This is a genomic window from Dyadobacter sp. BE31, from assembly GCF_031457695.1.
In the GTDB taxonomy this organism is placed as follows: Bacteria; Bacteroidota; Bacteroidia; order Cytophagales; family Spirosomataceae; genus Dyadobacter.
The window spans coordinates 923,855-947,710 of sequence record NZ_JAVDXA010000003.1 but is presented as its reverse complement, the minus strand read 5'-3'; the positions used below and the strand labels follow the sequence as shown (position 1 = coordinate 947,710).

Sequence of the window (23,856 nt, the reverse complement as noted above, 5' to 3'; positions counted from 1 at the left end):
GGGGCTAGTGCCGTGGCGCATAATTACCTGGATATGCTTCACCATTACAAGTTTCAAGCCCTTGCTCCCGTGCAATTTTGCAGCCTCAATCATCTATTATCACATGAAAAATTTAACATTCTTAAAACGCGTCAGACAATCGGCTATCGGGTTGGCCGCCTGCACAATGCTTACCATCTCGTGTACCGATCACGACGGCCCTCAGATCCCGGCCGAACAGCCCGTATCCTCGGAGGTAGTCACATCCTGGCTTACCATGCAATTGAAAATCGCGCAGGTAATGCCCGCCTCACCACCTGTCACGGCCCGCCGGTGGGCCTACTCGGGTGTGACATTGTGGGAATCCTTACAGCCCGGCTTGCCGGGTTACCAGTCAATCGCGCCGCAGCTCAACGGCCTGCCAGCCCTGCCGCAGCCTTCCGGTTCATTGCATTACTATTTCCCGGCCAGCGCCAATGCAGCCCTCGCCGCGATCAACCGCGTTATCCACCCGGGCATATCCGCCGCCACGCTGGCGCGCATCGATTCGCTGGAAGCGGCCAACCTGGCGAAGTACCAGGCGCACCAGCAGCCCGAAGTGCTTGCCAATTCCATCGATTTCGGGAAGAAGATCGCGGCAGCCGTTTTCGAATGGTCCAAAACCGACGGTTATGACAACGTCACACCGTATACGCCGCTCAGCGGGCCGTCGTACTGGAAACCTACGCCCCCTGCATTCGCACCGGCCATTCTGTTCAATTGGGGCAAGGTGCGTACCATGGTCGCCAACAGTGATGCGGGAGCGGAACAAGGCGCGCCGACGCCCTATTCGGAAGATCCGGCTTCGGCATACTACAAACAGGTGGAAGAGCTGTACAATATTTCGCAATCGCTCACGCAGGAGCAGCGGACGATTGCCACCTACTGGCCCGACAACTCGTGGCATAACATTCTGAGCCAGGTACTGGCCGCCGAAAAACCGGGACTGGCTGTGGCCGCAAAAGCGTTCACTCAACTGGGCATCGCGATGTCCGACGGGGCCATCAGCCTTTGCAAAGGCAAATACGTGTACCACGGCGTGCGCCCCGTCACGTACATCCGCACGGTGATGAACCATCCTGACTGGAACACGGTAATTGCCACACCGCCACACCCGGAATATCCGTCGGGGCACTCGGTCATGTCGGCAGCGGCCGCAGAAGTATTGACCCAGACTTTCGGGCAAAACTACCATTACACCGACAAACCTTACAACCTGCCCGGCTTCGCGCCGAGAACGTACGATTCCTTTGAAAAAGCGGCCGCCGAAGCTGCGGTTTCGAGGGTGTACGCCGGCATTCACTTCCGTAAAACCTGCGAAGTAAGCCTGCTTCATGGAAAAATCGTGGGGCAGAATGTGATCGGCAAATTAAAGTTCAAACCGTAAAGTATATCGGGTAGCGTCCGATAGGTATTCAGCCATGAAAATTCTTAAATTAATGACAATTCTTCTCGCGCTTTTCCTCTCCTTCCTTCACTATCAGGGAGTCGTTTAGCCCAATTTCAAAACAGTATCTATTCAATCTAAAATGAAAAATAAAATGAATGCAAACAAAGCACTTTGGGAAAAGGGTGACTTCACCCGTCTGGCAGAAACGATGCGTGAAAGCGGCTCGGCACTCGTGGCAAAATTAGGGATCACAAAAGGCCAGGATGTCCTCGACCTGGGTTGCGGAGACGGTACTACCGCCATACCTGCCGCCCGGCTGGGTGCCCATGTCCAGGGTGTGGATATCGCCCGAAACCTCGTCGAAGCCGGCAATGCCCGGGTAAAGGCCGAGGGACTCACCAACATTACCTTCCGGGAAGGCGACGCCATTAACCTGGAAGGCATCGAGGATCAATCGTTCGATGTGGTAGTAAGCATTTTCGGCGCCATGTTCGCACCTCAGCCGTTCGACGTGGCGAAGGAAATGTTCCGCGTGACGCGCCCCGGCGGGAAGATCGTCATGGGTAACTGGATTCCCGGCGACCCGACGCTCGTGGCCCAGATCCTGAAAGTGAGCTCGGCCTACACACCCGCGCCGCCCGAAGGCTTTGTGAGCCCGATGCTATGGGGTGTCGAAAACAATGTAACCGAGCGCTTTGTGGCTGCCGGCGCATCGAAGGAAAACATTTCTTTTGAGCGGGATACGTTCACATTCAGCACGCCGGTTCCCCCTGCGGCATTTCTTGAAACTTTCAGGAAATACTATGGCCCGACCATGAATGCGTTTGAAGCAGCGGAAAAGAACGGCAAGGAAGCCGACCTTCACCGTGAGTTGGAGGTTTTGTTCGAAAGCCAAAATCAGAGCACGGACAAAAATAAGACTTCCATTCCGGCCACCTTCCTGAAAGTGACGGTACGCCGCTAGGATAACTTTCGAAAGGCCTGTTCTCATTTTGTGAAAACGATCTGACGAGCAGGCCTTTTCATGCCTATTTCAATTGCAGCCCCTGGACGACGCCGATCACACTGTCGGGATAAACACCCAGCCAGATCAGCGCAAAAGTGAGAATGGAGAGGACAGCCATGCTGATCCCGAGAAAAACGGGATATTTGGCCGGAGGGTCCGGCAGCAGATCGCGGGTGCCGGCAAATAGGGTCGTCACCACCCGGAGATAGTAATACAGCCCGACCACGCTGCTCAGCACCAGTACAAGAGCCAGCAGCCAGAATCCCTGCCCGATACCCGTTGTGAGCACATAGAATTTGCCTGTAAAACCCGCCGTGAGCGGAATGCCCGCCAGCGAAAACATCGCAATGCTCAATATGCTCGCCAATGCGGGATGCTTCCAGAACAGGGCCTTGTAACGCCCCAGATCTTCGGCATCGGATTCCGAATCGGAGAGGATGGTAATGACCCCGAATGCGGCAAAAGTGGTGATGAAATAAGTAAGCAGATAAAAGCTGACGGCCTGCGGCACCACGGCGCTGCCAGGAATAAAGGCTACCAACAAATACCCCAGGTGTGCAATGGAGGAATATGCGAGCAGCCGCTTGATATTTTTCTGCCTCAATGCCAGCAGGTTACCCGCCACCATCGACGCAATGGCAATGGTGATCATGACCATCTGCAACGGCTCGGACCGGAAACCGTCTATCGCGATGAAAAAACGCAGCATAGCCGCCACTACCCCACCTTTGGATGCTGTGGCTATGAATGTCGTAACCGGCACCGGAGCGCCCTGGTACACATCGGCCGTCCACATATGAAACGGCACTACGGCCAGCTTGAAACCCAGCCCCACCAGCATCAGGCCCAGCCCGGTAAGCAGTAATGGGGGCACGCTATCGGCAGCAACCACACCGGCCATTCCCGCAAACGACATCGTACCCGTTTGCAAATACACCAGGGCCATTCCAAAAAGCAGGAAAGCCGACGAAAACGCCGCCAGGACAAGGTATTTGATCCCCGCTTCAATGCTATGGTTTCGAGTGCGCAGGTAGGCAATGAGCGCGTACAGGCCAATCGTGAGGATTTCGAGCCCCAGGAAGAGCGACACGAAATGCTCGCTCAGCGCCAGCACGCACGCGCCCAGCGTACACAGGAAGAGCAGTACATAATACTCTTTCGGTCCTTCCTCTTTTTCCTGAAAATAGATGTAGGAGAATACATTGACCACCAATCCCGAAAAAACGATCAGCCCGGTCATGAAGGCGCCAAAACTATCGATCATAAACAGCGAACCTACCTCGTAAGGGAGCATTCCGCGGATATTGAGCAGGGAAATGAATGCCACCACAAAAAGCAGCAGGCTAACGAGCTGGATGATCCGGTGGCTCAGCCGCGCCACGATCAGCAACATCACCAGAACCGATGCGCCAGCCAGCACCATGAGCGGCATCAACGCGGAGAAATCATTATTTGACATAAGATTGATGATGTGAAGCTGTGCTATGAACATCCATAAACCGGATCAGCTCCGTGATGGCGGGCCTGGCCGTATTGATCACCGGCTGCGGAAACAGCCCAAGCCAAACCACCGAAACCGTGAGCGCTGCCATGATCAGCATTTCCCTGAATGAAAAATCGGGGACAGCTTCCATTGTTCTGCGAGGGCCGAGAAAAATCTTTCCTACGATGCGCAGGGAGTACACGGCCGAGAATATCAGCCCGGACGCTGCGGCAACGGTGATCCACGGCTGCGCCTGAAAAACACCGAGCAGGATCAGAAATTCGGCGACGAAGTTGCCCAGGCCCGGTAACCCGAGTGAGGCCATCGCAAATACCAGTCCGATCGTGCCCATTTGCGGCATAGGCCCCCAGAGCCCGCCCATTTGCCCGATATCGCGGGTGTGCAGCCGCTCTTTGATCATCCCGGCCATTAAAAACAATGCGCCGGTGCTCAGGGCGTGGGTTACCAGCTGCATCACCACCCCTTGCAAGGCCAATTCGTTTAATGCGAAAATCCCGGTAATCACAAAACCCATATGGCTCACACTCGTAAATGCAACCAGCCGTTTCAAATCGGTCTGCGAATAGGCCATTACCGCCCCGTAAACAATACCTGCCACGCCCAGCACCATCGCCGGGACGGCCACCTCGGTCACCACCTCGTGGAACATCGGTACCACAAACCGCAGCATGCCGTAAGCCCCGGTTTTCAGCAGCAACCCGGCCAGAATAAGACTTCCGGCGGTAGGCGCCTCGCCGTGCGCATCGGGCAGCCAGGTATGGAAGGGAAAGACCGGCAGCTTCACCGCGAAGGCGATCATAAAGCCCGACATCAGCCAGAAAGCAGTTTTGAATGGTATAACCGTTTCAACCAACTCAAAATACCCGAATGTGTAAATGCCCGTGTCGCGGCCGTGGATGAAATACAGGCCTAATATGGCCAGGAACATCAGCAGGCCGCTCGCTTGGGTGAAAATGAAGAACTTATAGGCCGCATACACCCTGTTTTCACTTCCCCATATGCCAATCAGGAAGTACATCGGAATGAGCATTACCTCCCAGAAAAAATAGAACAGGAACATATCCATCGCCATGAATACCCCCGCCACACCGGCCAGGATCCAGAGCAGGTTGAAGTAATAAAAGCCGGTCCTCTCCCGGATTTCATCCCACGAACAGAGCACGGCCAGCACACCGAGGAAAAAGGTCAATGCGAGCAAAAGCAGACTCAGCCCGTCGACCGCCAGGTGGAAGGTTATGCCAAAAGACGGGATCCATTCTTTGCGAAAATCCATGAGCCATTGGCCGTCCGTCACCGAATGCGGCGAGGTATCGGCCCACAGGAGCATCACCAGCAGCAGCCCCGCGGCACTGGCCAGCAATGCGATCCAGCGCGGCAAGTGCCTGTTCCATTCACCGGCAACCACCGCTGCCACAGCACCGACCATTAAAACCGTGATCAAAAGAACCAGCATCATAGCATTATCTGAATACCCAGGATGAGAATTGCACCAACCACCAGACCCATGATATACCACCGGAGCGAGCCGGATTGCGTTCTTGAAAGCAGCTTGTACATCTCGCCCGTCGCCGCAGCAATGCCGGTGTACAGCCTGTCGGTAACATCAGACTTGTTGATTTTGGAAATGAAAATAAATGGCTTCACCAGCACGCGGTCATACAGGGCTTCAAAACCCCAGCCCGAAAACCAAAATCGGTGAAGGCCCGCCAGCATAGCGTTCCTGCGAAGGCTTTCGACGCGGGAAGGTTGCTGGTAATAATAATGGTATCCGAGAAATACACCACCCAGCGTAGCGAGCGCCGCCAAAAGCTGGAACAGCCATTCGGAAGGGATGTCGGCCCGCATTACCGTCTCCGGCAATACCGGGCGGAGTAAATCCGAGAATAGCGTAAAATGCCCGAAATTGTGCGGCAATTCAATGAATCCGGCGAAAACAGAGAACACCGCAAGCACAACGAGCGGCATGGTCATACGCCTGCCCGGCAGATGCCCGACCGGCGTGTGGGCTTCGCCCCAGAATGTCAGGATCATCATGCGCGTGGTGTAAGCGGCGGTGATCAATGCCCCGGAAAGCGCTACCATCCAGAGTACCGGGCTCCCGCCGTTGGCCGTCCAGGAATACCACAGGATCTGATCCTTGCTGTAAAACCCGGCACTGATGAGCGGAACGGCGGCCAGGGATAAGGCACCGACCAGGAATGTCCAGAAAACCACCGGCATTTTATCTTTCAACCCACCCATTTTAAACATATTATGCTCGTGGTGAAGCGATTCTATAATGGCTCCTGCGGCGAGGAATAGCAATGCTTTGAAAAATGCATGGACCATAAAATGGAATATCGCAGCCGTCCAGGCGCCCACGCCCAGCGCGAGAAACATATAGCCGATCTGGCTGATGGTCGAGTAAGCCAGTACCCGCTTGATATCATACTGGGTAAGGGCGGTGAGTCCGGCGAGCAGCAGGGTGGCTGCCCCGATGACGGTAATCACCAGACGAGCGGTTTCCGAAAGGGCGAAGATCGCGTGCATACGTGCCACCAGGTACACGCCCGCGGTCACCATCGTGGCCGCGTGGATGAGCGCGCTCACGGGCGAAGGCCCTGCCATAGCGTCGGGCAGCCAGGTTTGCAGCGGTAGCTGGGCCGATTTGCCGACCCCCCCGGCCAGCAGCAACAACGCAGTAACCGTTACGACGGTACTGTTGGGTTGCCAGATTGCGCCGGCACTGGCCCCGATGTCGGAGATAACAAGGGTCCCGGCCTGTTGGAAGATCATGAATAATCCAATCGCCATGGCGGCGTCGCCGATGCGGGTGACGGTAAATGCCTTACGGGCCGCATTGCCGTTGGCCTGCTGTTCGTACCAGAAGCCGATCAGCAGGTAGCTGCAAAGCCCCACCCCTTCCCAGCCGAGATACATCAGCAACAGGTTGTCGGCCAGCACCAGTACCAGCATTGAAAACACAAACAGGTTCATGCTGGCAAAAAAACGGGCGTAATCCCGGTCCGCCTCCATGAATGCGGTGGAATAGATGTGGATCAGCGCGCCGATAAAGGTGATGACAAATACAAAAACCAGGGAAAGGACATCGAGCGAGAGGGTAATCTTTGCGCTGAACGCGCCCACCTCGAACCAGGTCCACAAAGTTTGTGTGTATACAGCGTTTGGCGGCATACCGGCCAGGAATACGCCCCCGATAACGAAGGTAATCAGTGCAGAAAGGCAAATGCTGCCCGCTCCGACAATCGCCACCGACGAGCGAGAAAGCCGTTTCCCTGCTAATGCGAGGATCAGAAATCCGCCGAGCGGAAGGGCGGGTATGAGCCACAGATACTTGTCCATGAGCTTTCAGTTTGCGGGCTGCTCACCCATTCATTTCTTTCAGATTATCGATATCCAGCGATTTGTGCTGATGGTAGATTTGCAGGATCAGCGCCAGGCCGATGGACACCTCGGCAGCCGCCATAGCCAGAATGAACACAAACATTACCTGGCCGTCGGGTTGCCCCCACCGGGAACCTGCCGCTACAAATGCCAGCCCCGATGCATTGAGCATGATCTCGACTGACAGCAGCATGAAAATGATATTCTTCCGGATGATCACCCCGACGATCCCCAATGCAAACAGCAGGCCCGCCAGCAATACCACCACTTCGGCTGAAACAGTTGCTTTCATAGCACAGCTTCTTCGTGTTTCTCTTCTTCTTTTTCCTTCTCTTCCTGCAAAAACCGGTGCAGCACCAGTTTCTTATGGCGACCGATATGCGCGGCGCCCACCACCGCGGCCATGAGCAGCATCGCCGCCAGTTCCACGCCGATCAGGTACTCGCGGTACAATGCCACCGCCAGCTCCCGCGGGCTTACCACTGCCGGGCTGTACGCACCCTGCCCGGACGATAATACGAGCACCAGAAATTCGGCAAACAATACGGCAGCCAATACCGTAGGCCCCATCCATACTTTGGGTTTGAGCCATTTCCGTTCTTGCTCGGCCGTCTCTTTTCCGAGGTTCAGCAGCATGACCACGAAAATGAAGAGGACCATGATCGCTCCCGCATAAATGATGATTTCCAGCAATGCCGCGAACGACGCACCGAGCAGGTAAAAAAGCATCGCGTGCGCCAGCAGCGACATATTCAGGTACAGCAGCGCGTGAACGGGGTTGTGCCGCGTAATGACCATCAGCGTGGCTACCAGGGCGACGGTGCCGGCGATATAGAAAGCGATTTCCATAGTTTTACGGGATCAAACTGCGTATATCTACCGGCGGCTCTTCGTTCGCACCTTCCCCTTTGCCTTTTACACCGGCGGCGAGGCCAGCCACTTTGTAATAGTTGTAACCCGGGTATTTACCCTGGCTGTCGATCAACAAATCCTCTTTTTCGTACACCAGGTTCTGCCGGTTGTATTCACCCATTTCAAAATCGGGCGTGAGCTGAATCGCGTACGTGGGGCAGGCTTCTTCGCAGTAGCCGCAGAAAATGCACCTCGAAAAATTGATCCTGAAAAATGCCGGGTACCGCCTGCCCTGCTCGTCCTCAGTGGCCTGCAACGAAATGCAGTCGACCGGGCAGGCCGCGGCGCAGAGGTAGCAGCCTACGCAGCGCTCACCGCCGTCGGGATCACGCGTGAGCACGATGCGCCCCCGCCAGCGCGGGTGCAGCACCACTTTTTCTTCCGGGTATTGGATAGTCTCGCGCTTCCTGAACATGTGCAGGAAAATGAGACCGATCGATCTGAGTAAGCTGATCATGACGCATTGGGTTAATGGTTAGTTTTTCAGCAAAGTGATTCCACCGGTGATGAGCAGATTGAGCAGGGCAATGGGCAAGACGATTTTCCAGCCATATTCCATCAGTTGATCGTACCGGGGACGAGGAAGCGAAGCGCGCAGCAGGATAAAGAAAATGATAAAAACGAACGTTTTGAGGGTAAACCACACGACCGGCGGCAAAACCGGGCCGAGCCATCCTCCAAAGAAAATGGTGACCACCATGGCGGAAATCAGGATAATACCCAGGTATTCCCCGATGAAAAACATGCCGAATTTCATCCCCGAATACTCCGAGTGAAAGCCAGCCACGAGCTCGCTTTCCGCTTCGGGAATATCAAAAGGCAATCTGTGCGTTTCGGCTATTCCGGCTGTCAGAAAAAGCACAAATGCGACCGGCTGCGTCACCACAAACCAGAAGTCTTTTTGCGCCATCACAATGTCCGTCAGCCGGAATGAACCCGAAAGCATCACCACACCCATCAGAGAAAGTCCCATGAAAACTTCATAACTGATCATTTGCGAGGCCCCGCGCAAGGCGCCCAGCAGCGAGTATTTGTTGTTGGAGGCCCAGCCGCCGAGCACAATGCTGTACACGCCGAGCGACGACATCGCAAGGAAGAACAGCAATCCGATGTCCAGGTCGGCCACCAGGATATCCGGCGCAAATGGTACCACCACAAAACTGAGCAACACTGCCGCAGCCACAATGGCCGGAGCGAAAACGAAAACGGCTTTCTCGGCAAACGGCGGTATCCAGTCTTCCTTGAAAAACAGTTTGATCGTGTCGGCCACGACGATAAACAAACCGAACGGACCAGCCCGATTGGGGCCGTAACGGTCCTGCCAGAGCGCCAGCATCCGGCGTTCGAGCCAGATCAGCCAGGCTGCGATCGTCGTCAGCGTAAACAGGATGATGACGATCATCAAAGTATATTTCAGGATCTCGTTCATGAGGTTGTGTTGGTTAGGACGCCTTTCGCAGGCCATGGGATACCCGACATCGAGGGCAAATTGTACGGCAACCCCGCCAGGCCTTCGGGCAATTCATTTTTCAGGATTACCGGCAGGTCAAAATCCTGGTCGCCGATCCGCATTCTTAAAATAGCCCCTTCGGCGGTATGCAGGCGTTCAGCATCCAGGCTGTTCAGGGCAATGTAGGGGCGCGGGGCCCGGCCTTCCACCGACGGGGAGAGCACGCTAAGTTCCTCGGAACCGAAAATGTGCCGCAGCGGCACCAATACCATTTCATTTCCCTGCCGCTCGAATGCAGGTGGAATAGCGCTTTGAAAACCATTTGAAAAATGCTGTATCTCCCCTAATAACCGAACGCCCGGATCCCCGCCGCGCAATGGGCCTCCGGCTTCGCTCTGGTACTTATGAACCGATTGGCCCGAGTTCCAGCCCGGCGACCAGTAAAAGGGTGTCAAAGGAGCGGGCGGCATCCCGCGGTAGCCTTCCATGGTAAATGAGAGCGGCGAATCGGTATCTTCCGGCGGCTTGGGCTCACTCACGGCCACATTGGCCAGCATGGCAGTGCGGCCGCTGAACCGGTGCGGCTCCCGCGGAATGCGCTGGCCGTTAATCCGGAAGTCGGACAGCGGCGCTGCCATTTCCGCTCCTTTGAATTGCGGCATGGCACGCACAAGTTCTTCCAGCAGGTTGTCCAGTTCCCGCAGCTGGTCGGGCTTGGTACCGTCGCGGAATTGCCTGAACTCGTCGAGCCAGCGCCAGCTTTCCCGGATATGTTCGTTTTTAGGCATAAAAACCTGGAAAAAGCGCTGCGCACGCTCTTCGTTGTTGACGAGCGTGCCCTCTCCTTCCGCAAAAGTGGCCGTCGGGATCAGCACCGTTGCCATGCGGGCGGTGTCGTTTTCCAGATGGTCGAGTACAATAGTGTTATTAAATGCGCCTAAAAAGCGGTCGACCTCAGACCGTTTCGCCCGGCGGTACAAATCATTTTCCAGAATGACCGCCGTGGCGAAATTGCCGGTCTCCGCAGCTTTCATCGCCATGGCCAGCGACGGCGCCTGCATCATCGCAAGCCCCGCGGAATTGCATTCGGGCATTACAAAACACAATGCGGCTTTCTTCTCCCCTTTTTCCAATGCCTGCCCGATCTGGTAGGCGGCCTGGATAATGTCTTCATTGAAAAGCGATGTACCTGATACGATCAGCGGCCTTTCCGCCTTTTGCAGGAGATCCGCCATGCGCCTGGCCGATTCCAGCGTCCCGGCATCCATTTCTTGCGGCTCGGGCGCGCTGTTATCGATGTAATGGGCAATGGCAAAACCAAAACGCGCAATATCTTCCGGCGCCGCATGAAGCGTCCCCGACGCTATTTCGTCGAGCTTGGTGTTGACGGGATATGCCATGAAAAGTTCTCCCTTTTCATCCTGAATCATCTCTCTCACGGCTGCATCATTCCAAAGCGGGATGTTGGCCCCGGCTATATTTTCGAGTGGTTTGGTGCGCACTGCCTGCCTTAATGCAAGCGAGAGCCTGGGCGCCGAATTGGTCGGATCTTCACCCAGTACCAGCGTCACATCGGCATATTCCGTTTCTTTCAGCGAGGGCGTATACACGTGCCCGCTGTGTTGGATCGCCAGTATTTTACGGAGAAGCATGGCTTCGTTTTCAGGAATCCCCTGGTAAAAATTCGCTTCACCCACCAGCCGCCGCAATGCGAAATTCGCTTCCAGCGAGGCGCGCGGCGAGCCGATACCGATCAGTATACCTTCGGTCAGGATGCCGCTCAGGCTTTGGAACAGGTTCCGGCCTTCCTTTTCCGAGCGGACAACCGGTTGCCTTACCCTGCCGGGATCATTCACAAATTCATAGCCGTACCGGCCTCGGTCACAAATGAAATAGCCGTTGACGGCGCCATTGAACCGGTTGGTAATCTGCCGGAGCGCGCCATATCGTTCACCGGCGATGATATTGCACCCCAGGCTGCAATGCTGGCAAACCGACGGAGCCATGGTCATGTCCCATTTGCGGGTATAATGCTCCCGCAGTGTTTTATCGGTAAAAACGCCCGTAGGACAAACCTCGGCCAGGTTTCCGCTGAATTCGTTTTCAAGCACACCATCTTTTTCCCTTCCAAAATACACATGGTTATGCGCTGCAAACACGTCCAGGTCTTTTCCTCCCGCATAATCCTTGTAAAACCGCACGCAGCGGTAACACTGGATGCAGCGGTTCATTTCGTGGTGCAGGAATGGCCCCAGGTACTGGTTTTGGTAAGTCCTTTTCGGAAACCTGAAACGCCGGTAAGCATGGCCGGTCATGACGGTCATATCCTGCAAATGGCACGAACCACCCTCGTCGCACACCGCGCAGTCGTGCGGGTGGTTGCTCATGAGCCATTCGATATTCTGCGACCGGAAATCGTGGGCGGCCGTGTCATTCACGGACAGGTACATATTATCCCGCACACCTTCCATGCAGGCCATTACAAGGCGGCCGGTCTTGTCGTTTTCGTCCTTGAAAAGCTTGACGGCGCACTGGCGGCACGCTCCTACCGAACCCATTGCGGGGTGCCAGCAGAAATACGGCAGGTCCAGGCCCAGTGTGAGGCACGTTTCGAGCAGGTTTTTACCCGGCTTTACGTCATACGGCTTCTGATCGATGTAAATGCGTACCATGATAGTTTACCGCCAGGGGCATTTTTTTTGATCGATATGCTTTTCAAAATCCTCTCTGAAATATTTCAGCGCGCTTTGCAGCGGCTCCATCGCACCGGGTGCCAGCGCGCAGAACGTATTGCCCGGCCCCAAAAGCCGCGTGTGCGTTTCAAGCAGCTGCAAGTCCTCCGGCCTGCCTTCGCCGCGTTCGATGGACAGCAGTATTTTCTCCGTCCACGGCAAACCCTCCCGGCAGGGCGTACACCACCCGCACGACTCCTGCGCGAAGAAATGTTCGAGGTTATGAACAAATCCCACGGGGCAGGTGTGGTCGTCGAGAATGATCATCGTGCCGGTACCGAGCCTGCTTCCGGCCGCAGCTACGGATTTGTAGTCGAGGTGGATATCCAGATGTTCTTCCACGAGAAAGTCCGTGGAAGCGCCTCCCGGTAATGCGCCTCTGAAACGATATCCATTAGCCATTCCGCCGGCGCAGTCCTCGATCAGCTCCCGCATTGAAACGCCCATCGGCAGCTCCCAGAGGCCGGGTCTTTTGACACGCCCGCTCACGCCGTAGATCTTTGTCCCGGCATCGTTGCCTTTTCCCAGGCTTTTGAACCAATCGGGCCCATTATTGATGATGTGCGGGATGTTGCACAATGTTTCGACGTTGTTGACGATCGTTGGTTTACCAAACAGCCCGCTTACCTGCGGGAAAGGCGGTTTGGCCCTCGGTGTGGCCCTTTTGCCTTCCAATGCATTGAGCAATGCGGTTTCCTCGCCGCAGATGTAGCGACCGACGCCCGTATGCAGGTACATTTCCAAGTTGTAACCCGTTCCCAGGATGTTTTTACCCAGATAACCCGCCGCATAGGCTTCTTCGATGGCGTGCGTGAGCAGTCGGCCGGCCTTTTTATAGGCCCAGCGCAGGAATATGTACGAAATATTGGCCTGGATCGCGAAGGCAGAAATGATCATGCCCTCGATGAGCTGGTGCGGGTTTCCCTCCATCAGCATCCTGTCTTTGAATGTGCCGGGCTCCATTTCATCGGCATTCGCGATCAGGTATTTGACCGGGTAATGCCCGTTCATCGGCACAAAGCTCCATTTCATGCCTGTATTGAACCCTGCTCCGCCCCTGCCTTTCAGGTCCGACGCCTGCACTGTGTTGGTGATCGACTCCGGCGACAGTGAAAGTGCTTTCCTCAATGCCTGATAGCCCCCGTTCTTTTCATAATCGCGCAGATTATAGCAGGGCCGGTCGAAGCTGATATGCTGGGTGAGAGGCGTTTCCATGGCATCAGTGGTATCGGTCCAGTATTTCGTCCAGGTTTTCTTCCGTCAGGTCGCGGAACAGCTCGTTATTGATCATCAGCGCGGGAGCATGATCGCAGGTACCCAGGCAGGCATTAGGCAGGAGCGTGAACCGGCCGTCGGGGGTCGTTTGCCCGAAACTAATGCCCAGCCTGTCGCGGATTTGCCCGTATATTTTTTCATAACCCATTACATAACAACTAATGCTGTCACAGAGCAGAATGATATTTCTGCCGACGGGCCTCCTGAAAACAAGGTTGTAAAAAGTAGCCACGCTGTCGAGCTCTTCCGGCGATATTTCCAGGTAACCTGCAATGGCTTGCAGGCTGTCGTCGGAAATCCATCCGCGGTGGTGCTGCACGATTTTGAGCGCTTCGATAGCCGCCGCACGCCGCATAGGTACGAGCGCGATCTCATGGTCAATCTCCGCCATTTCTTCGGGTGTGAGTGTTTCCTGGGCGATCATGACAAAATAGTTTGTTGATTATCGGTCTATATCAGCCAAAACATAATCGATACTGCCGAGAATGGACAGCAGGTCGGCCACCGTGTAACCCTTACTGATATACGGAAGCATTTGCATGTGTGGAAACGACGGGGTCCGGATCCTGACGCGGTATGCCGAGGTGCTTCCGTCGCTGGTCAGGTAATAACTGTTGGCACCTTTGGTGGCCTCGATGCAGCTCATGGCTTCACCCGCGGGGATCACCGGCCCCCAGCTCACATTGAGGAAATGCGTAATGAGCGTCTCGATGTCCTGCATCGTGTTTTTCTTAATGGGCGGCGTCGTAAGCGGGTGATCCGACTTGTAAGGTCCCTCCGGCATGTTTTCCAGGCATTGCTCAACGATTTTCAGGCTCTGCCACATTTCCTGCACCCGCACCAGCGCGCGGTCGTAACAGTCGCCGTTCTGGGCGGTGGGAATGCCGAATTCGAAGTTTTCGTAACCTGAATAGGGCTGTTTTTTCCTAAAATCCCATTCAAACCCACACGCACGCAGTCCCGGGCCGGTTACGCCCCATTCGATCGCTTCTTCGAGTGTGTATATGCCAATACCTACGGTGCGGGCCTGAAAAATGCTATTGCGCATCACCATCTGGTCGTATTCGCGGAGCCGTTTGGGGAAATAACTGACAAAATCGCGCACCAGCTTATCCCAGCCCGCAGGCAAGTCCTGGGCCACGCCGCCGATGCGAAACCAGTTGGGGTGCATTCTCGCGCCGCAAATGGCTTCAATAATGTCGAATATCTTTTCCCGGTCGGTAAACATATAGAACACCGGCGAGAGCTGCCCGAGGTCCTGGGCAAAGGTACCGTACCACACCAGATGGCTGGCAATGCGGAACAATTCGCAGAGCATTACCCGTATCACTTCGACGCGCGGCGGTACCCGGATGCCCGCCAGCTTTTCCACCGCGAGCAGATAGGCCAGGTTGTTCATCACGCCACCCAGGTAATCCACCCGGTCGGTATAGGGTATGTAGGTGTGCCAGGACTGTCGTTCACCCATTTTCTCGGCCCCGCGGTGATGGAAGCCGATATCGGGCACAGCGTCGACGATGTCCTCGCCGTCGAGCTGCAAAATAATACGGAGCACGCCGTGCGTGCCGGGGTGTTGCGGCCCCAGGTTCAGGAACATGAAATCGGCATCTTCGCTATGCCTTTTCAAGCCCCATTCTTCGGGATTAAATTGCAACGCTTCCTGCTCCCGCTCCTGCTTTTCCTCCCAAAGCCGGAAGGGCCCCATTTCGGTCGCGCGGGCCGGGTGTTCTTTTCGTAAAGGGTGCCCGTTCCAGGTTAACGGCATTAATATACGTCGCAGGTGCGGATGGCCTTCAAACCGTATTCCGAACATATCGAAGACCTCCCTTTCATACCAGTTTGCATTTTTCCAAAGCGTGCAAACCGACGGGATGGACGGGTACTCTCCGTGCAAGGCTACCTTAATGCGGATGAACCGGTTCCTGCCGAACGAGAGCAAATGGTAAATAACTGTAAAATCCGGTGGTACAGACCCATTCAGCGCCGCCTTCGCCCTGCTGCGCTCATCGATGGCGCTGAGATCGAAAAGCATGCTGAATGGCCGGGGAATCCCCGTTTTCAGGTGCGTCAGCAAGGCTACTACTTGCTCTTTTTTGACGCGCAGCGTAGTAACCCCGTCCGTGTTTATTTCAATTTTAAAAGCTGATTCGCCTAATGCGGCCCTCAGCGCATCTTCGAGACCGGAATCGATATCTTCCATGTCAAACAGTGTCAGGCGTACGAAAATCAACGACCTTTTTCCTCTCCTCTTTCTTTTCCATGCGCATTACAGGCTTTTCGGGCCTGATTACGCCCTGGGGACCAATAGCCCAGCTCAATGGCCTCTGCTCCTTCCCGACCGATTCGGACAGCAGCATCAGTCCTTGCATAAACGCGTCCGGCCGCGGCGGACAGCCCGGTACATACACATCCACGGGAAGGAATTTATCTACCCCCTGCACCACACTGTAGATGTCGTACATTCCGCCCGAATTGGCACATGAGCCCATGGAAATCACCCATTTGGGCTCCATCATCTGCTCATGTAGCCGTTTGATGATCGGCGCCATTTTCACGAAAACGGTGCCCGCGATCACCATCACATCGGCTTCCCGGGGCGTTCCCCGGATCACCTCCGCGCCGAATCTTGCCACATCATATTTGCTGGTAATGCTGGTGGCCATTTCTACAAAACAGCATGACAGACCGAAATGGAATGGCCACATGGAGTTTCGCCGGCCCCACGCCAGCAGGTCCTGGACAGTCGTCAGCATGACGCTCTGCCCCACAGCCTCTTCGAATGAGCCCGTTCCCTGCGTCGCCGCCGTGGGATCGGACGGTTTACTTAGCCACCAGTTCATGGTATGCCTGCCCTTTGGGCATTTTACGGTAAGCTTTGAGGATTTTCTTCCCGTCGGGCCCGAAGTTCAATGCACCGATGCTCCATTCGTAGATCAGCACGGCGAACAGTAACCCTATAAAAACACAAATGCCGAGGTACCCTGGCCACCCGAGTTCACGGAACGCCAGAGCCCACAGCACGATAAATACCACCTCGATATCGAATATGACAAACATCATCGCGATCAGATAGAACTGCGCCGAAAAACGCAGCCGCGCGGAGCCCGTTTCGAGAATCCCCGATTCATAGGGCTGTTCTGACGCCGCTGTGCGATGCCGTTGACCGAGAAAGTAAGAAAGCGAAATAATCAATGTCAGTAATGCAAAAACCAGTAAAGTATATAGCCAAAAAGGCCACCCTGGCGTGCCAGACGCATTAAAACGATCCATAAGCAATCCAATTTAGAAAACGTGAACAGCAGAAGAACTGTATTCTCTCAGATTGGCGTGATAAAATGGGTAAGATGTTGGAAGTGAAGAAATGCTCAGATGCCCGTGATGTAATGTTTCAGGTTGTCGATCACGTATTCCTGATCCTCGATGATGAATTTGACTACGTCTCCAATGGAAATGATACCTGTGAGCTTTTCGTCGTCGATAACCGGAAGATGCCTGATAAATTTGTCGGTCATGCAAGCCATGCAGTCTTCAATAGTTGTATCCGAGGATACCGTCAGGGGGTTACTTGTCATGATTTCCCCTACCAATAAATCTTTAGAGGCCTTACCTCTCAGGATAACTTTACGTGCGTAATCCCTTTCTGTGAAGATTCCAACGACCCGCTGCTGCTCCATTACCAGCAACGCGCCGATGTTTTTTTCAGCCATCAGTTCCAGAGCTTCGAAAACAGTATTGTCCGGCCGAATGGACACTGGTCCTGTCTTCTTTGTTTCGAGAATATTTCTGACTTTCCCCATAATTAGCTCCCGCCTCCAAACGGATTCAGCGATAAATTTTGGTTAACATAAATATATTTACCAAATCATTAAAAAGCTAATATTCAAGCATTTTTTTATATTTTTTCACGAATACCCCTACTCACTCCAGACCGCCAGCACATTGCCGTCCGGATCGGCGAAATGGAACCTTTTGCCACCCGGGAAGGAGAAAATATCAACGGAGATGGTGCCTCCGGCGGCAACGACTTTGTCCTGAATGCCTTCCAGGTCTTTCGTGTGCAGTACTACCAGCGGGTTCCCTCCTGCCGCCGCCTCCGCATTCCGGTGAAAGCCGCCCGATAATGCGCCGTCTTCAAAAGCGGCGTAATCGTCGCCGTAGTCGGTAAAGGTCCACCCGAAAGCATTGCTGTAAAATGCTTTGATGACCTCTATACGCTTGCAATTGAACTCGATGTAGTTGATGGATGTCCGGCTCATGGTTTTTAGAATTTTGGTGAAGATCTGTTTTTTGCAAATGTATGATGGTGATTCGCTCGTTCAAACGATTTGCCCGAGCGTTATATCCATATTTTTTGCGTCAAAAGGGTATTCGGGGGCATTTTTCGGCTCTTTAAGATAATTCCTAAACATTGCAACCTTAAAGATCATGGAAAAGAAACAAGCCGATCCTTCACTCCTGACCAGGCGTGAAATGCTCGGCATTACCGGCATGGCCGGTTTAACCGCTTTGACAGGCCTCAAAGCCGATGCCGGTCCGCATACCATCCAGGCCAAACCGCGCATCGCGTGCCTCGTCACCTACTGGGGCGCAACAAGGTCCCATGCCGACTGGATCATCGCCAAGCTCATGGACGGCTACTGGTGGCAGGGCGCCCACACACCTTCGGGAATCGAGGTGGTGTCGGTTTACATTCACCAGTTCGATACCAGCCTGCTGGGCCAGAAAGTGTGTAAATCCAAAAACATCCCGATCTTCAAAACCGTCGGCGAGGCCGTTACGCTGGGCGGGAAAGAGCTCGCTGTCGATGGCGTGGTGATCGTCGGAGAACATGGTGATTACGCGACTACGCTCAAAGGGCAATGGATGCTGCCGCGCTGGTGGATTTACCAGCAGGTGATCCGGGTTTTCGAGCAGAGCAAGCGCTCGGTACCTGTTTTTAATGACAAACACCTCTCATACAGCTGGGACGAAGCCAAATGGATGTTCGATAAATCGCGCGAACTGAATTTCCCGTTGACGGGCGGCTCATCCATTCCTGTCCACTATCGCAAGCCCGACATTGAAATCGATATCGACACGCCTATCAAAGCGTCCGTGATGCTCGGCGGCGCGCCGGACGAGGGTGCACTCTTCCATTGCGTCGACGTGTTGCAGGCATTTGTGGAACGCCGGAAAGGCGGCGAGACGGGCGTAAACTCGGTGCAATGCATCCGTGGCCCGGAAACCTGGAAATGGACGGAAAAGAATCCCTGGGCCGCGAAGCTCCTTGAATCCGTCCGCGTGAATATGAACCTCAAACCCGGACATTTTCAGGCTATCGAAAAACCGAATGTCTGCATCGTCGAATATAACGATGGCACGAAAGCGGCCATTTACAATGCCCGGGACGTAGGCTGGACCTACGCTGCCGAGATCCAGGGACATAAAGAGCCGACGATCATTTCGATGCTCGAATGGCCGGGGCCGTTTTCCCAATACCATGCTTCCAATTCGCAGCCGCACTGGATCGTGCAAACGATGGTTACCAAAAAGGAGCCGTTCAATGCGGAGCGGTTGCTGTTGTCGAGCGGCATTACCGCATTCAATATGGAATCCAACTGGCAGAACGGGGTCTACTCTCCTGTTGGCCGCCGCATTGAAACACCGTTCATGAACATGACCTACCGCTCCACGCGCGACGCGCAGTTCAACAAAGGCGAACGCCCCCCGAACGTGCCGTATATGCGGGGGTTCGCGGAGTGATTTCGAATAAGCCGCCGTGGAATGGGGAATGATTGAATGAGCCGCCGCGGAACGGGGAATGATTGAATGATTGAATAAGCCGTCGTGGAACGGGGAATGATCGAATAAAATGCCGTTAGGCATGTGATGTCGGTAGCAAATGCATGTTTAAATTCCGTTGAAAATGCCCTTGGGCATGTAACAACCGGGCATATGGCTAGGGGCTAATACTTTGCTGTTACATCCCTGACGGGATTTTTTTAACAATTAACCTGTCAATTGCTACCTATGTTACATCGCTTCGCGATTTGTCCGTTACATATTGATGACCGCGTTCTTACAAAGGCCAGGCGATGATTCATGTTCAAATGGGTCGAACCTCCTGGCACAAATAAACCAGTGAACTAATTAATCAATGAAACGCAGAGACGTTATTAAGTCCTTGACCCTTTTGCCGACAGCCGGCAATGTTTTTCCAATAAAATCAATGCTATCCGCTCCGCTGAGTGGAAAAAGCAGTCCAAAAACCTCGCCGAAGTCCGTGCCCGACCTGCACCGCAGCGCGTTCGTCATGGATGGGCATACGCACGTCATGAGCCGTGAGCTTGTGCTGAAAACCGACATTGGTCAGCGCTACGCCGACGGGACCGTCGATCTGCCGAGGGCAAAGGAAGGCGGGCTGGACGCGATGTTCTTCTCGGTTTACACGCCTGAGAACTATTACCCGGGAAGGTTCGAAACGAAGAACACGTTCCGGGTTGTGAACCTCGCATTGGATCAGATCAAAAAGAACAATGCCGTCATCGAGCTCGCGCTGACGGCCTCCGACATTGAGCGTATCAACAAAAAAGGCAAAATGGCCGCTTTCCTGGACCTGGAAGGCGGTTATGACCTTTATGGCGATCTGGACCTGCTCCGCGCACTTTACAAACTCGGCCTGCGCTCGATGCAGCTCACCGCTCACAGTACTACCAATGCATTTATCGACGCGTGTAATGACGTGTATACCTGGGGCGGCATTAACGAGCATGGGAAAGCGGTGATCAGGGAAATGAACAATCTCGGCATGGTGATTAATGTGGCCCACGCATCCAACGATGCCATCCTGCAATCGGTAGCGGCCAGCCGGCACCCGGTGATTTACAGCCACGGCGGTTTTTACAAAATAGTGGACCATCCCCGCTGCATTTCCGACGAAGCGGCCAAAGCCATTGCGGCAAAAGGCGGCGTGATCGGCGTGCATTTCGGCAGCCTTTTCAACAATCCCAAATACTGGGCGTGGCAGAGGGCGAATAATCCGGTTAAGGTCCAGCCGAACCCGCAGCCTAAAACGCCGCGAATCCTGAGCGCTCAGGTTACGACGCAGACCATCGAGGACGTCGATAAGGAGTTCGCACGCGAGCTGCCGTTTACCTACAATGGCACCATCCCCGACGAATACTGGATGCATGTAGACCAGCTCGCAAAGGTGATCGATTACGGCGTGAACCTGGTCGGGGAAGATCACATTGCCCTGGGGTCCGACCTGGACGGTGGCCCCGAGCTACCCCGCGAGATCAAGGATATCAGTGATTATCCGCAGATTACCATGGCGATGCAAAGGCTGGGTTACAGCGATCAGCGGATCAAAAAGATCCTGGGCCTTAACTGGCTTCGGGTGATCAGGCAGGTTACTGAGGGGAAGTAATACGGATATGAAAAGGAGTCACGTTGCTTTGGGTGGCTCCTTTTTTCAACCATGGCCCGGCCCCAGCGCTCACGGCCTGTCCTGGATCAATCCGGACACGACATTGATCGTCAAGGCAACCAGGAGCGTATTAAAGACGAAAGACAATAGCGCGTGGACAAGCGCGAGCCTGCGAATTTCCCTGGAAGAAATAGTCACGTCCGAGACCTGGAATGTCATCCCGATCACAAATGAGAAATAGGTAAAATCCAGGTAATCGGGCTCGGTGTCTCCCGGGAAGTCCAGCCCTTTTTTATTCTGCCTCCGCCCTTCCCGCTCACCTTCCGCGGTGCGATAGTAGAGATGGGCATAATGCAATGTGAATATGGTATGCACCAGAATCCAGGAGCAAACGATACAGGAAAACGATAGCACAAAATGGAGCGTCAGCTCCGACCAGGAGGCCGTTTTACCCGCCGCGTGCAGCAGGTATAAAATGGCAAACAAGCTCACAAACGACGCGACCACGACAAAGAGGGAAATCGCGACCCGGCTCGAATCCTGGCCATCCACCTCCCGCCTGACCTGCCCGGGATGCGAGCTGAGGATGGTCACCCAGGCCAGGCCCAGATGTACCGCGCCGTACACCAGCCAGCCGATCATCCAGCTGACGGGCCTATCAACGAAAGGAGCAGTCGACACGACTGCCAACGAACCCAAGATAAGCGCTATAACAAGCTTGTGATGGGCATCCAGTCGGTTAATAGATGTAGTGATTCGCATAGAATATCGGGGAGAGGTTTTCAAAAAAGGAAATATAGTTTATTGTCAATTTAATTGCTCAAAATACGAAAGCTGGCGGAAACCGCTTAATAACATTTCCCAGAAAAAGTAGAACTACTTTGGTATTGTTGTTTACCTTATAGTTTTGTAGCTGATAAGCCTAACCCTTCCCGATCAATGCGACCTCCTGTTATACTCTGCGCGTTTTCGAATTCCAGCGACGCATACCTCTCACAGCTCGAAAAGGAAAAAGAAGCCATTTCGGATGCTTTACGCGAGCGGCAGGGAAAAGGCCATTTGCTGCTCGATACCGATCCCCGGACGATCAAGAAACTGCGGGACCGCCTGCTGTTGTACCAGCCCCAGGTGGAGATTATCCATTATGCCGGGCACGCCAGCGGCAGCCAATTGCTGATGGAAGACGCCACCGTATACGGAGCAGGGTTGCTGCAATCGATCCGGCTGCAAAAGAACTTGCAGCTCGTATTTCTCAACGGCTGCTCCACCCAGGAGCAGGTAAACCAGCTCCTCGACGCAGGCGTGCGGGCAGTCATAGCCACCAGCGTCGACATCGGCGATGATACCGCTACCCGCTTTGCCGAAGATTTTTACCAGAAGCTGGCCGGCGGGCACACCATCGACGAAGCTTTCAAGCTGGCCACAGAAGTGGTTACCGCCAAAAACAATGCGACATTAAATACCGAAGAGCATCAGGAGCGCGGCATCGCACGGACGATCCAAGCGCCGAATGCAGGGCCTGTGTGGGGCCTTTACCTGCACAAAAACCACCAGGATGCCGCCAGCCACCGGTTATCGGAAAAGAGCTTCTACGAGCTGCATATCAAAAGCCAGATCGATTCGAATTTCAATACTTCCGAGGACGCTATTCTTGCCTCGCTCTACAACGTACTGATGACGTTCAGCGACGAACTTCCGATGTTCGAAGACCTCGAAAAGAAATACGGCGAACAATGGGACCCGAAGAGGTTCGACGTCAGGGAGGTCAAAAACGCGATTATCAACAGCTTGCCCTCACCTATTGCCGAGCAGGTACGCAAATTGCTCGTCACCGAAGACGAGCCCCTGGCCAGCGAGCGCCTGCGCTTTTTGATCAACACCTACTCTGTGATGGCCGACCTGCTGCTATTTATTATGTTTTCTCAACTTTGGGAAGCATTGGTGCAGGGAAAGGTACCTGTTCTGGAAGACCGGCTCAAAGAACAGATCAATGCTTTCTTCCTGCTCGATCAGCAGGACAGGCAGGCCTACGACGTGATCCCGCTCGTGCGGCTGATCCACGACAAGCTGAAAGCCCATGACGTACCTTTATTTGTAAGCGAAATGTCGCATCTGGCCGACCTGATGGACGAGCGCGACAGCGAGTTTTTCGGAGGGTACCTCAATATTACGCGTATTAAAAGTAAGTACCGGGACCTGGCCATCATGGAAGAGCTCGACGATCGCGAGTGCCGCGACGACTGCCAAAAGGCCGAGGCCAGCCTTTGCATTATGTTCAAGGAGCTGGGCTTCTGTGCCAGGTACAAGTTTGCTACGATCAAGAATATCTACATTAATAAAAAGAAGAACCAACCGGCTGTGTACCAGCACAAAATGGTAAAACTGGATTACGTGCTCGTAGGGTTTACCGACAAAATGGAAGATTTCGAGAATTTCACGGACTCCAACTCGGTGGTGATCTACAAAATCGAGGACAAGAAGCTCTCCGCATTCAATTTGTACCCGTTCGTGATCGACATGAATGCGCTGATCAGCGAGAAGCTTTCGAAGATCTACTTCTTTTATAATTACGATAAAAATGCGAGCGCCACTACCTGCACTTACAATTTCATCAAGAACATCAATGAAAAGAAAGACCGCCTGCAAATCCCGGCATTACCGAGTTTTTTGAGAAGTAAAACCGACCTGAAAATATCGCAGGAGGAGCTGGAAACGATCGGGCCGGATATTCTTCAGAGCGTGGAAGGTTTCATTTCCTATTTCAAATCCTGACAGAT

21 protein-coding genes are annotated in these 23,856 nt (G+C 54.1%); 5 read left to right on the top strand and 16 right to left on the bottom strand.

The window, feature by feature from the left end; translation table 11 throughout:
• Positions 1–103 precede the first annotated feature (103 nt).
• Both J2Y43_RS19650 and J2Y43_RS19645 read left to right on the top strand, forming a co-directional pair.
• Entirely contained in the window at positions 104–1,405 is a 1,302-nt protein-coding gene (locus J2Y43_RS19650) for a vanadium-dependent haloperoxidase (RefSeq protein WP_309986044.1), read from the top strand.
• A 154-nt stretch (positions 1,406–1,559) separates the two neighbouring features.
• Entirely contained in the window at positions 1,560–2,372 is an 813-nt protein-coding gene (locus J2Y43_RS19645) for a class I SAM-dependent methyltransferase (RefSeq protein WP_309986039.1), read from the top strand.
• 64 nt (positions 2,373–2,436) lie between these two features.
• Here J2Y43_RS19645 and J2Y43_RS19640 read toward each other — a convergent pair whose 3' ends face one another.
• The 15 genes from J2Y43_RS19640 to J2Y43_RS19570 form a co-directional block, all read right to left on the bottom strand.
• Positions 2,437–3,873 (bottom strand): NADH-quinone oxidoreductase subunit N, encoded by a 1,437-nt coding sequence (locus J2Y43_RS19640; protein WP_309986035.1) that lies wholly within the window; start codon positions 3,871–3,873, stop codon positions 2,437–2,439.
• A complete protein-coding gene (locus J2Y43_RS19635) occupies positions 3,863–5,374 on the bottom strand; it encodes an NADH-quinone oxidoreductase subunit M (protein WP_309986032.1) in 1,512 nt (503 codons plus the stop codon). The genes J2Y43_RS19640 and J2Y43_RS19635 overlap by 11 nt, the downstream gene beginning before the upstream one ends.
• Positions 5,371–7,260: an NADH-quinone oxidoreductase subunit L gene (nuoL, locus tag J2Y43_RS19630; protein WP_309986028.1), complete on the bottom strand. Its 1,890-nt coding sequence runs from the start codon at positions 7,258–7,260 to the stop codon at positions 5,371–5,373. Before nuoL ends, J2Y43_RS19635 begins: the two co-directional genes overlap by 4 nt.
• Positions 7,261–7,282: 22 nt before the next feature.
• Positions 7,283–7,594, bottom strand: a complete 312-nt coding sequence (gene nuoK / locus J2Y43_RS19625; RefSeq protein ID WP_309986025.1) for an NADH-quinone oxidoreductase subunit NuoK — start codon at positions 7,592–7,594, stop codon at positions 7,283–7,285.
• Positions 7,591–8,151, bottom strand: coding sequence for an NADH-quinone oxidoreductase subunit J (nuoJ, locus tag J2Y43_RS19620; RefSeq protein ID WP_309986022.1), 561 nt, complete (start codon positions 8,149–8,151; stop codon positions 7,591–7,593). The genes nuoK and nuoJ overlap by 4 nt, the downstream gene beginning before the upstream one ends.
• Positions 8,152–8,155: 4 nt before the next feature.
• The gene (gene nuoI, locus J2Y43_RS19615) at positions 8,156–8,671 is read right to left on the bottom strand and encodes an NADH-quinone oxidoreductase subunit NuoI (protein WP_223407386.1); all 516 of its coding nucleotides are present in this window, start codon (positions 8,669–8,671) and stop codon (positions 8,156–8,158) included.
• Positions 8,672–8,689: 18 nt separating this feature from the next.
• Entirely contained in the window at positions 8,690–9,643 is a 954-nt protein-coding gene (gene nuoH / locus J2Y43_RS19610) for an NADH-quinone oxidoreductase subunit NuoH (protein WP_309986016.1), read from the bottom strand.
• Complete coding sequence (nuoG, locus tag J2Y43_RS19605; protein ID WP_309986013.1) at positions 9,640–12,336, bottom strand: NADH-quinone oxidoreductase subunit NuoG; 2,697 nt, start codon at positions 12,334–12,336, stop codon at positions 9,640–9,642. The genes nuoH and nuoG overlap by 4 nt, the downstream gene beginning before the upstream one ends.
• Before the next feature lie 6 nt (positions 12,337–12,342).
• Positions 12,343–13,611 (bottom strand): NADH-quinone oxidoreductase subunit NuoF, encoded by a 1,269-nt coding sequence (gene nuoF, locus J2Y43_RS19600; RefSeq protein WP_309986011.1) that lies wholly within the window; start codon positions 13,609–13,611, stop codon positions 12,343–12,345.
• 4 nt (positions 13,612–13,615) lie between these two features.
• A complete protein-coding gene (gene nuoE, locus J2Y43_RS19595) occupies positions 13,616–14,095 on the bottom strand; it encodes an NADH-quinone oxidoreductase subunit NuoE (RefSeq protein ID WP_309986008.1) in 480 nt (159 codons plus the stop codon).
• Positions 14,096–14,113: 18 nt separating this feature from the next.
• Positions 14,114–15,871, bottom strand: coding sequence for an NADH-quinone oxidoreductase subunit C/D (gene nuoC, locus J2Y43_RS19590; protein ID WP_309986005.1), 1,758 nt, complete (start codon positions 15,869–15,871; stop codon positions 14,114–14,116).
• A 1-nt stretch (position 15,872) separates the two neighbouring features.
• The gene (locus tag J2Y43_RS19585) at positions 15,873–16,511 is read right to left on the bottom strand and encodes an NADH-quinone oxidoreductase subunit NuoB (RefSeq protein WP_309986002.1); all 639 of its coding nucleotides are present in this window, start codon (positions 16,509–16,511) and stop codon (positions 15,873–15,875) included.
• Positions 16,492–16,941, bottom strand: coding sequence for an NADH-quinone oxidoreductase subunit A (locus J2Y43_RS19580; RefSeq protein ID WP_309985999.1), 450 nt, complete (start codon positions 16,939–16,941; stop codon positions 16,492–16,494). Before J2Y43_RS19580 ends, J2Y43_RS19585 begins: the two co-directional genes overlap by 20 nt.
• Positions 16,942–17,036: 95 nt before the next feature.
• On the bottom strand, positions 17,037–17,468 hold the full coding sequence (locus J2Y43_RS19575; protein WP_309985995.1) for a CBS domain-containing protein: 432 nt from the start codon (positions 17,466–17,468) through the stop codon (positions 17,037–17,039).
• Positions 17,469–17,585: 117 nt separating this feature from the next.
• On the bottom strand, positions 17,586–17,927 hold the full coding sequence (locus J2Y43_RS19570) for a VOC family protein (RefSeq protein WP_309985992.1): 342 nt from the start codon (positions 17,925–17,927) through the stop codon (positions 17,586–17,588).
• A 169-nt stretch (positions 17,928–18,096) separates the two neighbouring features.
• Here J2Y43_RS19570 and J2Y43_RS19565 point away from each other — a divergent pair, with 169 nt between their 5' ends.
• Together J2Y43_RS19565 and J2Y43_RS19560 are read left to right on the top strand one after the other, a co-directional pair.
• Entirely contained in the window at positions 18,097–19,413 is a 1,317-nt protein-coding gene (locus J2Y43_RS19565; protein WP_309985989.1) for a hypothetical protein, read from the top strand.
• Between the two features lie 466 nt (positions 19,414–19,879).
• A complete protein-coding gene (locus J2Y43_RS19560) occupies positions 19,880–21,079 on the top strand; it encodes a membrane dipeptidase (protein ID WP_309985986.1) in 1,200 nt (399 codons plus the stop codon).
• Positions 21,080–21,148: 69 nt separating this feature from the next.
• On the opposite strand, the gene J2Y43_RS19555 is transcribed toward J2Y43_RS19560, so the two are convergent.
• Positions 21,149–21,841, bottom strand: coding sequence for a DUF1345 domain-containing protein (locus J2Y43_RS19555; RefSeq protein WP_309985983.1), 693 nt, complete (start codon positions 21,839–21,841; stop codon positions 21,149–21,151).
• A 177-nt stretch (positions 21,842–22,018) separates the two neighbouring features.
• Here J2Y43_RS19555 and J2Y43_RS19550 point away from each other — a divergent pair, with 177 nt between their 5' ends.
• Entirely contained in the window at positions 22,019–23,851 is a 1,833-nt protein-coding gene (locus J2Y43_RS19550; RefSeq protein ID WP_309985980.1) for a CHAT domain-containing protein, read from the top strand.
• Positions 23,852–23,856: the final 5 nt, after the last annotated feature.

Bases quoted from the DNA above. Each gene is read 5' to 3' on its own strand.
- J2Y43_RS19650 (WP_309986044.1), top strand. From the start codon at position 104: ATGAAAAATTTAACATTCTTAAAACGCGTCAGACAATCGGCTATCGGG.
- J2Y43_RS19645 (WP_309986039.1), top strand. From the start codon at position 1,560: ATGAATGCAAACAAAGCACTTTGGGAAAAGGGTGACTTCACCCGTCTG.
- J2Y43_RS19640 (WP_309986035.1), bottom strand. From the start codon at position 3,873: ATGTCAAATAATGATTTCTCCGCGTTGATGCCGCTCATGGTGCTGGCT.
- J2Y43_RS19635 (WP_309986032.1), bottom strand. From the start codon at position 5,374: ATGATGCTGGTTCTTTTGATCACGGTTTTAATGGTCGGTGCTGTGGCA.
- nuoL (WP_309986028.1), bottom strand. From the start codon at position 7,260: ATGGACAAGTATCTGTGGCTCATACCCGCCCTTCCGCTCGGCGGATTT.
- nuoK (WP_309986025.1), bottom strand. From the start codon at position 7,594: ATGAAAGCAACTGTTTCAGCCGAAGTGGTGGTATTGCTGGCGGGCCTG.
- nuoJ (WP_309986022.1), bottom strand. From the start codon at position 8,151: ATGGAAATCGCTTTCTATATCGCCGGCACCGTCGCCCTGGTAGCCACG.
- nuoI (WP_223407386.1), bottom strand. From the start codon at position 8,671: ATGATCAGCTTACTCAGATCGATCGGTCTCATTTTCCTGCACATGTTC.
- nuoH (WP_309986016.1), bottom strand. From the start codon at position 9,643: ATGAACGAGATCCTGAAATATACTTTGATGATCGTCATCATCCTGTTT.
- nuoG (WP_309986013.1), bottom strand. From the start codon at position 12,336: ATGGTACGCATTTACATCGATCAGAAGCCGTATGACGTAAAGCCGGGT.
- nuoF (WP_309986011.1), bottom strand. From the start codon at position 13,611: ATGGAAACGCCTCTCACCCAGCATATCAGCTTCGACCGGCCCTGCTAT.
- nuoE (WP_309986008.1), bottom strand. From the start codon at position 14,095: ATGATCGCCCAGGAAACACTCACACCCGAAGAAATGGCGGAGATTGAC.
- nuoC (WP_309986005.1), bottom strand. From the start codon at position 15,871: ATGGAAGATATCGATTCCGGTCTCGAAGATGCGCTGAGGGCCGCATTA.
- J2Y43_RS19585 (WP_309986002.1), bottom strand. From the start codon at position 16,511: ATGAACTGGTGGCTAAGTAAACCGTCCGATCCCACGGCGGCGACGCAG.
- J2Y43_RS19580 (WP_309985999.1), bottom strand. From the start codon at position 16,941: ATGGATCGTTTTAATGCGTCTGGCACGCCAGGGTGGCCTTTTTGGCTA.
- J2Y43_RS19575 (WP_309985995.1), bottom strand. From the start codon at position 17,468: ATGGGGAAAGTCAGAAATATTCTCGAAACAAAGAAGACAGGACCAGTG.
- J2Y43_RS19570 (WP_309985992.1), bottom strand. From the start codon at position 17,927: ATGAGCCGGACATCCATCAACTACATCGAGTTCAATTGCAAGCGTATA.
- J2Y43_RS19565 (WP_309985989.1), top strand. From the start codon at position 18,097: ATGGAAAAGAAACAAGCCGATCCTTCACTCCTGACCAGGCGTGAAATG.
- J2Y43_RS19560 (WP_309985986.1), top strand. From the start codon at position 19,880: ATGCTATCCGCTCCGCTGAGTGGAAAAAGCAGTCCAAAAACCTCGCCG.
- J2Y43_RS19555 (WP_309985983.1), bottom strand. From the start codon at position 21,841: ATGCGAATCACTACATCTATTAACCGACTGGATGCCCATCACAAGCTT.
- J2Y43_RS19550 (WP_309985980.1), top strand. From the start codon at position 22,019: ATGCGACCTCCTGTTATACTCTGCGCGTTTTCGAATTCCAGCGACGCA.